General features: G+C 37.3%; 14 protein-coding genes and 2 pseudogenes. 12 read left to right on the top strand and 4 right to left on the bottom strand.

Going from position 1 to position 12,379, the window contains the following annotated elements; genetic code table 11:
- Positions 1 to 102: 102 nt before the first annotated feature.
- Both MHB44_RS12215 and MHB44_RS12210 read right to left on the bottom strand, forming a co-directional pair.
- Complete coding sequence (locus tag MHB44_RS12215) at positions 103 to 1,044, bottom strand: bile acid:sodium symporter family protein (RefSeq protein WP_341299375.1); 942 nt, start codon at positions 1,042 to 1,044, stop codon at positions 103 to 105.
- Positions 1,045 to 1,465: 421 nt separating this feature from the next.
- A pseudogene (locus MHB44_RS12210) lies at positions 1,466 to 1,704 on the bottom strand (ferredoxin family protein).
- Positions 1,705 to 2,023: 319 nt separating this feature from the next.
- Here MHB44_RS12210 and MHB44_RS12205 point away from each other — a divergent pair.
- The 10 genes and pseudogenes from MHB44_RS12205 to MHB44_RS12160 all read left to right on the top strand — a co-directional run bounded on the left by MHB44_RS12205 (position 2,024) and on the right by MHB44_RS12160 (position 9,155).
- On the top strand, positions 2,024 to 2,374 hold the full coding sequence (locus tag MHB44_RS12205; protein WP_341299374.1) for a PadR family transcriptional regulator: 351 nt from the start codon (positions 2,024 to 2,026) through the stop codon (positions 2,372 to 2,374).
- Positions 2,361 to 3,359 carry a hypothetical protein gene (locus tag MHB44_RS12200; protein ID WP_341299373.1) on the top strand — a complete coding sequence of 333 codons (999 nt, stop codon included), beginning with the start codon at positions 2,361 to 2,363 and terminating at the stop codon, positions 3,357 to 3,359. The genes MHB44_RS12205 and MHB44_RS12200 overlap by 14 nt, the downstream gene beginning before the upstream one ends.
- Before the next feature lie 157 nt (positions 3,360 to 3,516).
- Positions 3,517 to 3,776 (top strand): annotated as a pseudogene (locus MHB44_RS12195) (IS4 family transposase); the annotation flags it as partial.
- A 339-nt stretch (positions 3,777 to 4,115) separates the two neighbouring features.
- Positions 4,116 to 4,955: a hypothetical protein gene (locus MHB44_RS12190; protein WP_341299372.1), complete on the top strand. Its 840-nt coding sequence runs from the start codon at positions 4,116 to 4,118 to the stop codon at positions 4,953 to 4,955.
- Positions 4,956 to 5,157: 202 nt separating this feature from the next.
- On the top strand, positions 5,158 to 5,343 hold the full coding sequence (locus MHB44_RS12185; RefSeq protein WP_341299371.1) for a hypothetical protein: 186 nt from the start codon (positions 5,158 to 5,160) through the stop codon (positions 5,341 to 5,343).
- 397 nt (positions 5,344 to 5,740) lie between these two features.
- Positions 5,741 to 6,172, top strand: coding sequence for a BrxA/BrxB family bacilliredoxin (locus MHB44_RS12180; RefSeq protein ID WP_341299370.1), 432 nt, complete (start codon positions 5,741 to 5,743; stop codon positions 6,170 to 6,172).
- Complete coding sequence (locus MHB44_RS12175) at positions 6,160 to 6,960, top strand: class I SAM-dependent methyltransferase (protein ID WP_341299369.1); 801 nt, start codon at positions 6,160 to 6,162, stop codon at positions 6,958 to 6,960. The genes MHB44_RS12180 and MHB44_RS12175 overlap by 13 nt, the downstream gene beginning before the upstream one ends.
- Positions 6,961 to 7,521: a hypothetical protein gene (locus tag MHB44_RS12170; RefSeq protein WP_341299368.1), complete on the top strand. Its 561-nt coding sequence runs from the start codon at positions 6,961 to 6,963 to the stop codon at positions 7,519 to 7,521. It begins immediately after the preceding gene.
- A gap of 4 nt (positions 7,522 to 7,525) precedes the next feature.
- On the top strand, positions 7,526 to 8,020 hold the full coding sequence (locus MHB44_RS12165; protein ID WP_341299367.1) for an immunity 22 family protein: 495 nt from the start codon (positions 7,526 to 7,528) through the stop codon (positions 8,018 to 8,020).
- Positions 8,021 to 8,432: 412 nt separating this feature from the next.
- Positions 8,433 to 9,155, top strand: a complete 723-nt coding sequence (locus MHB44_RS12160) for a hypothetical protein (RefSeq protein ID WP_341299366.1) — start codon at positions 8,433 to 8,435, stop codon at positions 9,153 to 9,155.
- Between the two features lie 152 nt (positions 9,156 to 9,307).
- On the opposite strand, the gene MHB44_RS12155 is transcribed toward MHB44_RS12160, so the two are convergent.
- Together MHB44_RS12155 and MHB44_RS12150 are read right to left on the bottom strand one after the other, a co-directional pair.
- Positions 9,308 to 10,165, bottom strand: a complete 858-nt coding sequence (locus tag MHB44_RS12155) for a manganese catalase family protein (RefSeq protein ID WP_341299365.1) — start codon at positions 10,163 to 10,165, stop codon at positions 9,308 to 9,310.
- Between the two features lie 29 nt (positions 10,166 to 10,194).
- Complete coding sequence (locus MHB44_RS12150; RefSeq protein WP_341299364.1) at positions 10,195 to 10,704, bottom strand: DUF3231 family protein; 510 nt, start codon at positions 10,702 to 10,704, stop codon at positions 10,195 to 10,197.
- Between the two features lie 259 nt (positions 10,705 to 10,963).
- On the opposite strand from MHB44_RS12150, the gene MHB44_RS12145 reads away from it, so the two are divergent.
- Entirely contained in the window at positions 10,964 to 11,095 is a 132-nt protein-coding gene (locus MHB44_RS12145; RefSeq protein ID WP_341299363.1) for a hypothetical protein, read from the top strand.
- Positions 11,096 to 11,213: 118 nt separating this feature from the next.
- Positions 11,214 to 12,059, top strand: coding sequence for an MBL fold metallo-hydrolase (locus tag MHB44_RS12140; protein ID WP_341299362.1), 846 nt, complete (start codon positions 11,214 to 11,216; stop codon positions 12,057 to 12,059).
- Positions 12,060 to 12,379: the final 320 nt, after the last annotated feature.

Here is a 12,379-nt window from a genome sequence, read left to right as displayed (position 1 = left end):
AGGGCTAGCTCAACAAATGACGAAGACATATTTTGTCTATCATTAGCTATTAACATACAAAGAACACCGAGGATGGTTGCAGACCCTCACTAACGAAGCTACTTACTTAACGGTAACAGTATTTTTGATAATCACTTTGCTAAATATTGAAGCTAAAACTTGTTGAAAGAGCATACCGAACACAACAGGCATAGCCACTTTACCTGGAAAGTATGTTGTCGCAACAATAACCCCAACAGCAATATTTCTCATGCCCCCCGTAAAGACAAGGGTCGTCATTTGTGGACCATCTTTTAATAGATAGCGGCCGATGAGGTAAGCAAGCATATAGCCTGAGACAGCAAGTAAAAACACTAAAAGGATCACGAAAAAAAGATGGAAGTTAATAACCTTTAAGTAGGGAGCAATGGCACTACTATTAATCAGTATGACTGCAAATAAACAGAGCTTGGAAAAAGGAGCAAGCTTTTTGCCATATTTTTTAGGTATTTCCCCTTTTGACAGTTCATTCACCAAGATACCTAAAATCGTAGGTAGCACAATCATCCACAGCAAATTCAAAATCAGTGATGCCACATCCAATTCAATTTTTTCACCCGACACAATATAGAGGATAAAAGGTAAAATGAATGGCGCAAGCAGTGTATCAATTAAAATAATCGCTAAGCCTAACGGTAAGTGTCCTTTACAAATATTAATCCAAATCACACTCGTTACACCTGTTGGAAGGGCAACAGCTAAGACAAAGCCAACCGTTAACAAATGATCATCAAAGATAACGGTGGATAAAAAATAAGCCCATAAAGGCATCAAAAGATGAAGAAAAAGAATGGAGAATAAAATAAGCACGGGATGCTTCATAAAAATTTTTATATCCTTAAATTTCATCGTTAAGCTTCCAGCGAATGTCATAAAAGCAAATAGCCATGACACAAGGAATAATAAATGCTGACCAACGCTTTCTAAAAGCACACCTACAACTAAACTTAACGGTGTCAGGATCGCAATGTATTTTTGAAGAAATACATTCAATTTTTCTAACATACAAAGACCTTCTTTTTTTATCTGATTTTATCACATCATTATAATATTAATCAGGGAATAGCAGGAGTATTTACAGCGAAAAAGCAGCAGGTTACCCCTTGCTTGATGAAGGTCCACTTGAAGAGGATAAGAATAATTAATTATTTTCTTATTTATTAGTAAATGGAATTTTCGAAATACCTATAATAAACGAAACCCTTTCCACAGCATCATAATCAGAGGTATTTTGGAATTTGTTTTTATAATTTAAAGGAGAAATTTATAAGAGACCAGAAGGATTATGAAGAGGAAATGCACATATGTAAATAACGCGCTGTAACTAGGAGGGTCATTCATAGAGAAAGCTCTTATTGTATAGGAAATCGACTTTTTTAGGTAGGACATTCTCGCTTATATTCAATTTATATGGAAAAAGCCCATTTTAGTTTCGAAAATAATTGAGTGCTAGCAGGGTTGCTAAATGATATTCAGAAGGCAACTCATCCCCAAAATAAATCGCTTCTACTGGACAAACTAATTCACAAGCTCCACAATCAATGCAAAGATCAGGATCAATTACATATTGGGTATCTGTCATAACATTGCAATTTACTGGAGACAGATATCCAAACAGATAGCCGCTTTTTCGTTCCCACATAATTCTGTAGTGACAAATGCCATTTTAAATTTTCCTATACAGACAACTGGTGTTTTAATTCTTCAGGTGAGTGTTTCCAATACGCTTCATTAAATCCAGATAAAAACTGATAAAGTAGTTTTTTGAATTACTATTTTATATGCTGCAAGAGAAATTCCCCTTTCCGTTTTAATTGGTAGAAACCAAGCAACTGAAAAAGGGACTAAGAATCCTATGTTGAAAAACAGCTTTTTTACTCTATAGGAAATTAAAATTGCTTGTTGTTGTAACAACAATAGTGTACGATACATAGTATAAGTTATACAGTGTATGTCATATAGTAAGTGGAATTGAGGTGAGTAAATGAGTACGTTACTGAATTCATTAACGACAGAACTTAGGAGAGGAACGCTGACATTAGCCGTTTTAAGTCAATTACGAACACCCCAGTATGGATATTCACTTGTTCAATTATTAGAGGAATCGGGCATTAACATCGATCAAAGTACCTTATATCCATTGCTTCGCCGTTTAGAAAAACAGGAGTTAGTGACGAGTAGCTGGGAAACATCTGAGAGTAGACCGCGCAAGTATTATGTATTAAGTGAATATGGATTAGACATCTTTTTGCAATTGAAAAAAGAATGGATTAATAATTCAAAAGAACTCTATGAGCTACTAAAAGGAGATGAGGATAAAGATGAATCTGACTGAAACTTATATTCAAGAAGTCACGCGGAGGCTGCCTGAAAAAAATCGTGAGGATATCGCACTTGAGTTACGATCAACCATTGAGGATATGCTGCCTGATGATTACAATGAGGATGATGTAAAGGATGTTCTTGAGAAATTAGGAAACCCGGCAGCATTAGCGAGTGGTTATCGAGATCAACCCATGCATTTAATTGGCCCACGCTATTTTGATGTATACATCTCGTTATTAAAAATGATTATTCCAATTGCGGCTGTCGTTGCAGTGATCTCGATGATTGCTGAATACTTTATTGGTTTTGGTGGAGAAGAGGCGGTTCTTAATGTTGTCATCACGATGATCAGTGAAGGAATATGGAGAATCATCGAAGTAGGCATACATGTCTTTTTCTGGCTAACACTCGTATTCGTCATTTTGGAACGAACAGATAAAGGAAAAGAACAACATCCATTATCAGCAAGTCTTAAAAAATGGACCCCTGAAGATTTGAAAACCGTCATTTATATTCCGAAGAAAAAAGCGATTACGAAGCTTGAAGTATTTGGCTATTTAATGTGGACGGCTATTTGGGCAACTTTTTATTTTTATGCAAATCACCTATTAGGTGTATATGAAGGTGGTGGGGATGGACTCAGATTCGTAATGCCAGCTTTCAATCAGGATGTTTTACTTCGTTATTGGCCCATTGTGCTCGTTGTCATTACTTTCGAAATTGGGTTAGGTCTCTACAAGCTACTTAAAGGACAATGGACGAAAAAAGTGGCAATCTTTCATACAATTGTGGAGCTTTTCGCAACCGTTGTATCCATTGTGATAGTAAGTAATCCGAATTTAATGAACCAAGAATTTATTATATACATGAGTAATTTATTTAGCACATCAACTAAGCAATTTGAAATATGGATAGTTGGCGGCGTAATCATTATATTTGTTGTATATGCCGCAATCAGTATATTCGATGGCTTCCGTAAGGCTCGAATCCGTTAATTCATCGTTGTTTATAAAAGAGTAGAACTTGCTCAATTAGTACGCATAGATTTAGCAGTCTTTGATCTTCCACAATATCATCTACCTTAAATCATTTTAATTATCCTAAAAAAGGATATTTTACTTAAAAATGGGTTTCGTATAGTTCCATTTTTTTCCTTTTAATGTAAAGAATTATAGATGGGCTGAATTCCGTAAAACAAACTCAGGTGTGTAGTTACTTTTGCGCCTTGTTCACCTAGAAAAAGGTTGTTCGTACCTTGATATAAAGCAGTGCTAACAAATGCGAAAGAACATGATCAGGGCAAACTTGAAGTTCTCGTTGATGACAAAGAGTATATATACGTGGGTTATTTAGATTATAAGCGCTTTGACCGCATGACAGATGAAGGTGTTTTCTTACTGTCTCAAAAACGAACGACAGTTAGTGCCCTATTCAATGGCTTTTTAAGCATTAGAGTGCTTTTAGTCGAAATTAAAGGATATATAAAGGAATAAAATAAGCTATCTTTAAAGCTAAGTAGAAAATTGTAAAGGAAATAGATTTATTGGCATGTTTAAATGAGAATACAAGAATTAAAAATAAATATGGATAGGAATCTTATTACTGCTATAATGGAATTACCTTACATTTGTGTGATTATATTGTCGCGAGGTAAAGCCAAAGTAGCTGTTCCTCCAGTGATCTTCCTAAACTGAAGTCGTCACACATCAAGGATGGATAAAATAAATTAGATGAGACGAGGGGGATGAGTTTTGAAAGAAAAAATTATAATTGAAAGCATAGAAGAAGGGCTTGAAAAGTATAAGTATTATGATTCATATAAATATAATATGGATTATTTAAATGAACAATTAGAGAATATTGAAAAGAGATTTCGTGACCAAGAAGAAGCTTTTAATAAAGAAAGTGATAAAAGGGAAACAGCAATTTTTCCTGCACATGTTTTCTATAAAATGCAACCAAGTATAGTTGCACCTGCTTACAATTTGAATCAATACCTTACAAAGCTAAATGAGTACACAGTTTACTATAATTTCGGTGAACGTGAAAAATTAAAAAAAACAGAAGTTGAGCTAAATATATATGTAAATCAGATTTTTATTTCTATAAAGACGTTATTGGATAGGTGCGTAAGTCTTTTTACTTACTATATAAAAGGCGTATCAAAAGATAGTACTTTTGGACATATTAAAGCAAATGGTACAGCAACAGGTTTAATAAACAAAATAATTACTATTAAAAAAAAGCCAAATGATGTTGATAAAGAAAAAGAACCATTGTTGGACTATATTTATGAACAGTATAATGAATGGATTAGAATTGCAGTTGGCCCAAGAGATATGATTATTCACTATAATGATTTTTACACTAAATATCAGCACCCAATCGATGGAAGAATTTTTCCTGTCCACTTAGAAATCCGCACTTTTGATGATCCTTATATCGATGGAGAGTATGTTGAACCGTGCGATTATAATTACAAAATTTTATACCAAAAAATTCATCAATTATATGAATTTTTCTTTACAATTACAGCTACACTAAGTCATCCGGCTTATAAAATTTCGTTATCTAAGATGCATTATATTTAAAGTTATGTAGATATAACTTTAATATGATGAAATTAATAAATAAATAATCTACTATTCTTATTATTAAAGACATTTGTTAAATATTAGAGATTTACGAATGATCAAAATAAAAAGACAGAGTTGATGCTACACATATTGTAGATTGACTCTGTCTTTATGTTTTAGTACCAATAATATTTGAGAAAATAGCCAAGATAAAATAATGGATATATCAGAAATTGTTGTAAATACGGCAGCTATTGCTAAAATGCTCAATTTGCCTGAAACACGTATCCACCAACTTGTTGAAGAGGAGGATATAATGAAATTTACAATCAAAGAAACGAAGGAAGCCATAGGGAATTATATCGAGCAAGCTATCGACAAAAAATTAATTGATAAGTCTTGATTTGATAAAAGTGAAATGACAGGTGGTAATTTTGAAGGTTTGAAAATTATTATTTCTCAACGATAACATTTAATAGCAAAGCCCAGATGCTCATGTAACAATGAGTACCTGTCCATTTTTATGGTCTGTATTTAGCCTATAATCCCTCTACCCCCTCTGCAGATGCTAATATTTCCGTTTGCATTAATTTTATAAATCATCTCTTTAAATATGATTTATTGTCTATTGGTAAAAAATGCAACCGTTGCACTTTTCAAAAAGCCATTTCTGAAAAACTAAAAAAATAACACAAAAGTACCAAGAATATTCGAAAACTTCTCGGAATCGAAACATTATACATTCCCAAAAAAGCTTGCTATAATAACCCTTGCGAATACATATGAAAGAGGGCGAAGAGATGAACGCTTATGATGAATATATGAAGCAGGTAGTGAAGCCGATGCGTGAGGAGCTGGTGGAGGCTGGATTTATGGAGCTGACAACGGCTGATGCGGTGAATGAGTTTATGGCAGAGGAGAAGGGAACAGCGTTAGTGGTCATTAACTCGGTATGTGGTTGTGCGGCAGGGCTTGCGCGTCCAGCAGCGCGTGAGGCGATTGCAGCGGTGAAGCCAGATCATTTGGTGACGGTGTTTGCGGGGCAGGACCCAGAGGCGACTGCGGCGATGCGTGGTTATTTTGAGGATGTGCCACCAAGCTCACCATCCATGGCGATTTTAAAGGATGGGGAATTGGCGTACTTTATCCCACGCGAGCAAATTGAGGGATTCCCTGTGGAGCAAATTGTGGCTCATTTAACAGGCGTGCTAGAGCAAACATGCGCGAAATAATAACGATTGTGACGACAGCGGGCAGACCAGACGAGTTATCGATGGCGCTCGCTGCTTTTGCATGCAAAGAATTGGGAGCTACGTTTGAGCCACGAAAAAAACGTTCCATTCGTAAGATGTCGCAGGAATTACAGGCACATGTAATCGTTGCGGGGAAATATCGCTATGATTACTATGCCTATGGCGCACAGGAGCCGTTTTTCTTTCATCCTAATTCGGCCGCATTTCGTTTAAAGCGGGTAGCGCGTGGTGAACGTGAGCCATTTTTAGAGGCGGCACAGCTTCAACAGGGTGATACGGTGCTGGATTGTACGCTGGGGCTAGCAGCGGATGCAATGCTGGCAGCTTATGCGGTTGGTGCAACAGGTCGTGTTGTTGGACTAGAGGTCAATGCAAATGTGGCATTTATTGTCAAACAGGGGATGCAAGCCTATAATATTTCCGAGCTGCCATTAACTGCCTGTATGCGACAGATTGAAGTCGTGCAGAAAGAGGCTGTACATTATTTACAAGCATTGCCTGATCAATCATTTGACGTTGTTTATATGGACCCGATGTTTGAGGAAACGATTGAAGAGGCGAATAATTTTCAAGCGTTACGGCAGGCGGGAGAGCATATGACATTAACGAATCAGTGGGTTGTGGAAGCAAAGCGGGTAGCAAGAAAACGTGTTGTGTTAAAGGCACATTTTCGCTCGGAATGGTTTGCATACTATCATTTTCAGCAATATAAACGAGCAACAGCAAAATTTCATTATGGCGTTTTAGAACTTTCGAGGGGGAATTAGATGGCAAAGCATGAGATAAGAACCTCTTTTGAGCTGGATTTACTTGCGAAAGCACAGTCATTAAACTGTATGAAACCTCCTAGTCCTTGGATATATGAAACGCTTATTCCAGCAGCCGGGATATTTGCCTGTGGATGGGATCAAGATGAAAATATTGTACTCATTAGTGACTCAGGCTATAGTGTAACAGCGCCCATTACAGGTGAGCGCCTTGAACGGGAGCGGGATGCGAATTTCACCCATAGCTGCATTAGTGACGATTATTTATTTTTTCAGCTACCGTCATCACAGCAACGAATTTCAATTTTTGGCTTTGAGGCAGGGGATGGTATTCATCTAACGGCAGATGGCTGGCAGGTTGAGGTGATTTATCCTTGGTGGCCACGTGCAACGGTTGTGCTCGATTATCTGTTTACAATGCATTACCAATATTTACAGCAGGCGACAGCGATTGACCTTCAACGCTTAGATGGAGCCATTAAATGCGGCTTTTCTCCATCAGGCCAACACCTTATGATGATGGGGGCAGGAGGAGCCTTGCTGTATTCGAGAAAGGAATGAGTCGATGCATTATGACAAGGATGGCTATGTGTCTATATGGGCGGGCAATGTTAATAGTGAAGAGCAGCTTTATACATATTTAGCAACTGTTTATCAAGGCGAGGAGGAAACAGATCAGGCTTTTGCTGAAAAGCTTGGGCAGCTTTTTTTGCCTGAACATCAATTTCGAGCCTATGAGAGTGACTTGAAAGCTCTTTTCGATGAATATTATCATCAATTTGCCTATGATTTTGGCATATTATTTGATGAAGATTTTTGTGAGGCATTCTGTTATAAAGGGCCCTCCAATGAGCTTTCACAATTAATTCATCCTGATTTTTCCTATGCTGAGCACTTTACAGCTAATCTCATTGAAAAAATTGGCAATAAGCTATCTGTATCCTATAATGCGGTGATTATCTTATATGATTGCCACTATGATGGGCATATTGCATCAGTTCGTCATCAAGATGCTCATATTGATTTTCTCGGTGCTGTGGAAATGTCTTTACTTTTATAAAAAATAATGCTATGATAATATATGTGCTATTTTAGGTAGCATACTTCCGTAATCTGGCATTCTGCTTTTGTTTTTGAAGATACTTATTCACACTGGCGCATGCTTTGGGGCTGCAAGGACGCAAAAGAAGGTAGGGTTTGCGTTGCTTAAGTTAGAAGGCACACAGTGGAATTTTACCGCGGTGATGAAACAAGATTGTTTCGAGATAATTATTCCCCAGATGATTGGGTTGAGACTTTTACAATTTACGAGAATGTTACCTATAAATACTAAAGGGGTAGTTTCGCAATGGCGGGGCTACCCCTTGTCTAATACTAGGACTTCCATTTTTTAGCTGGTATGCATTGCCGTTTACGCTGATCGTTAAATACGTAATAATAAAGACAAACAACGAAAAGGCGAGGGATTTTTTATGGCAACAACTATTTTGACACAATTAACGGCAAAGGCTAACGCACAGCAAAAAAGCTTAACGCAATTGATAACAGCCTATTGTCAGGAAAGACTACTATATCGCTTATCCGCATCATCCTACGATGACCAATTTTACGTAGATGGCATGATGGAAGAGGTCATACTACCTTTAAAAAAAATTACGCTATTAGCTAGGACAAATGCTCAGCAAGCCAATATCGCAAAGCAGGCTTTCAAGGAAATTTGTGCGATGGAAGGATTAGAGGATGGTATTGAATTTTTAGGAGATGAGTTAGCAAGCACTGTAAACGCTACTAGTATTCAACTTACAATTCCTACTAGATTGGCTCAAGTAACGATATACATAGACGTAATAATAGCCTTTCATGACAATAGGCGAGTAACACCAAAGACTATGATTTTTCCAACCTTGCTAGATATGAAACCAGCTGAGCTGTATACATACCCAGTGGAAATGGTGATTGCGCAAAAATTTCTAGCACAGAATGAAACGGCTATTTATCAGTTGATCCAGACGCAAACGATCGAAGGGCGCGCCTTGCAGGGCTACATCGAGGAACTGCTGGATCAACAACGACTGCCAATTGAAGTCTATCATCCACTCACATTCAATAAGGAATTAAAGCCCTTTTTTGATGTTATATTGACAGAAGATGAGTGCTTTAAACAATGGGATTATCACAATCAGGCTTGGCAATAATTGATGAAAGCCCGTGAACTACAAGCATGTTCGCGGGCTTTGTCATGTAAAATATTCATATGTGACTTTTAACAAAATATAACTGCGCGTTGAAAAGCAAGCCGAAGAGCTATAATTTCTAGCTTCAGCCAATAAATGTAACGTTTATCAGCTTAATTATTCATATCTTTTAGACCTGGGCTGTGTTCATTTGGCATCTCAGGCATCATGGGTACTGGGAATCCTTCAGGTGGAGGCATCACATTTAATTCTCCGCCATTTCTACTTGGCGTTTGTCCGTGGAAGATTTCTTCGATACGTGTTGGATCTAATCTAAAGTTAAATTGAGCATTGTGATAGCCCATTTCAACAAACTTTCTACATTCAGGGTATTTGTTGATATCATAGTTCGGTATAGGGAATAGTTTCCCCCAATCTACACCTAACGTTTCTAATGCTTTGGCAAATGCATTTTGGTGCGCATTGTCACGCACAATTAGAAAAGCTAGTGTTTCTCTAAAAGTCTGATTAGAACTCATTTCATAAATACGTGTCTTTTGAAGTACACCCGTTGACTCAAGTACTAAATTATCCAATAAATCGGCAATAAGGTTTCCATGTGCATATACCCACGAACCATTCCAGGGATTACCTGCTGCATCTACAGGCAAAGATGATTGTGCACCCACAATATAATGGTGTGGATTTGCATGTTTAACTGCCTCATCTAAAGGTGCTTGGTCCACGCCATTATTTCCAGAAGCAGAGGATTCCCCAGAATTATTTAGTAATTGGTTGATTGTATTTTGTACAAGTTCAACGTGAGCGATTTCTTCTAAGAAAACGCCCCGTAATAAATCACGATATTGGGTTTCTTTGCCTCTAAAATTTGAGCTTTGAAAAAAATACTGCATCATGGTTCTCATTTCACCATAATGACCACCGAGTATTTCTTGCATTACTCGTGCTGCTTGTGGATCTGGTTTGTCAGGTTTAATAATATTTATCAATTCTTCTTTATAATAATACATTTACATGCCTCGATTCGTAGGAATAGCCTTTATTTTTCAGGATAATTAACATGTAATGGTGGTGGTACAAGCCAGCCCTTATTTTTATTCAAACGTAAAAGCTTAGCACCAAGTTGAGCCTTTGCCATATGGAATTGCCCATACATTAAGGCGATATCTTCACGAGTAGAAGTACCCATAGCTTGGCTACATGCAACTAACCCAGCTGCTACGTCAGCAGTAAGGGCAGCGCTTATTTCTGGATCATTAAACTTAGCACCTGGAGGAATATCTTCAAGTCTTGCTACAGGTCTTTCAGGTGATGCAGGAGGTAGTGCAATCCCGTTTGTTTTTAGAATTTTTTCTAATTGCTTTACTTCTTCCCTGCATGTTTCGATGATATCTTCAATAATTTTTTTAAGATCTTCATCACCAGCATGATTATAAAACGTTTGATAGCCAGAAATCATGCCATAGTCTGCAATTAAACTCGACCAAACACTAAATACCTCACCATAATGCAACGGTTCATCTTTTGGATTTCCACCAAGAATACCCATTCATACACATCCTTTTCTTATTTTTCGCCATGAAAGCCATGTTAGTATGGTTGAAAAAAGAAGGAAAATTCACTTTTATCTAAAATAGTTAAGATAGCGATAATAAAAGAAGCCACAGAGAATGAAATCTCTGTAGCTCTTTAAGTAGTGAGACACTACGTACTGTTATAATGGCTGTTAATCGTCTATTTATACTAAAAAGTTAAACGTATAGATCTTGGTCATCAGGACACTTTAAGGTATATTGGAGGTGAGTGTTTTGACGAAAGAAAAGAAAAGGAATGAATTAGAGCAAGAGGAAGTAGCGATGGAATTTAGCCCTGAAGAACTAGAGGCAACAGAGGAAAAAAACAAAAGGAAAGAGCAACAATTTAATAATGAAGAAAAATAATTAGCAGTTCATCGTGCCGCAATCTTTAGATTGTGGTGTTTTCATAATATAAGGGATTATAGCTTTAGCGACATCGTTAAAGAGTAGACTTGAATTTATGGAGGAAAGAAGGTGTAAGATGGACACGGATTTGAATTATGGTGAGGATTATAAATTTATTCCGGCTACTTCTGTTGGGAGTGGTGTAGGTATAGAGGTATTGCCTGATTTATATCAATACACGATTCAAATTGTAAACATTGTGCTTTATGGTGATCCAGGCACGAAAGAATTTGTGCTGATTGATGCAGGGATGCCAAAAAGTGCAGAGGAAATCATTTCAGTAGCTGAAGGCCGTTTTGGACCTAATTCGCGACCGAAAGCAATCATTCTAACTCACGGTCATTTTGATCATGTTGGAGGCATTATTGAATTAATTGAGCATTGGCATGTCCCTGTCTATGCCCATGCTTTGGAAATGCCCTATTTAACTGGACAACAAAGCTATCCAGAACCTGACCCTACAGTAAGTGCTGGCATGGTGGCAAAAATGTCACCTATGTTTCCAAATGAGGCTATTAATTTAGGTGAGTACATCAAAGAAATCCCTTCGGATGGGTGTATTCCATATATGTCAGATTTTCGCTGGATACACACCCCAGGGCATTCACCAGGTCATATTTCATTGTTTCGTGAGAAAGATAGAACATTGATTGCAGGAGATGCATTTGTGACGGTTAAACAAGAATCTCTTTATAAAGTTTTTACCCAGACAAAGGAAATTAGTGGTCCACCTCAATATTTAACAACGAATTGGCAAGCTGCTCGACAATCTATTGAGAAATTAGCTGCATTACAGCCGTCTACTGCGATCACGGGTCATGGCTTACCAGTAAAAGGTGAAGAACTTACGAGAGATCTGAAGAAGCTTGTCGATCATTTTGAACAAATCGCGCTGCCAAAGCAAGGTAAATATTTAAACTAATAGCATAAGGGTCTAACGAAATAAGTTTGGTGGGGAATATACCTACCAAACTTTATGAATTGGTTAGTGTAAAAATTTTAAGGAATGCCTAGAACCCGAAAACGTAGGATGCTAGCTTGCGAAAAAATGGCAGCTTAGAGCGTTGAAGCATGATCGGAAGTAGGACATTCATATAGATAGAGCATACATAATGACTTTCAATGGATTCCAGCTTTATATAAAGTGGATTGGAATAAAGACTAAACCTTTGATTCATGGCTGCTTACTTTTGAGAGGAAATTTGTAGAAACTTGTTTCAATTTATGGTTGATCTGCTTATT

Origin of the sequence: Lysinibacillus sp. FSL H8-0500 (assembly GCF_038051955.1) — a bacterium.
Lineage (GTDB): Bacteria > Bacillota > Bacilli > Bacillales_A > Planococcaceae > Lysinibacillus > Lysinibacillus macroides.
Note: the sequence above shows the minus strand (reverse complement) of the source record. Positions and strands in the feature narration are given on the sequence as shown.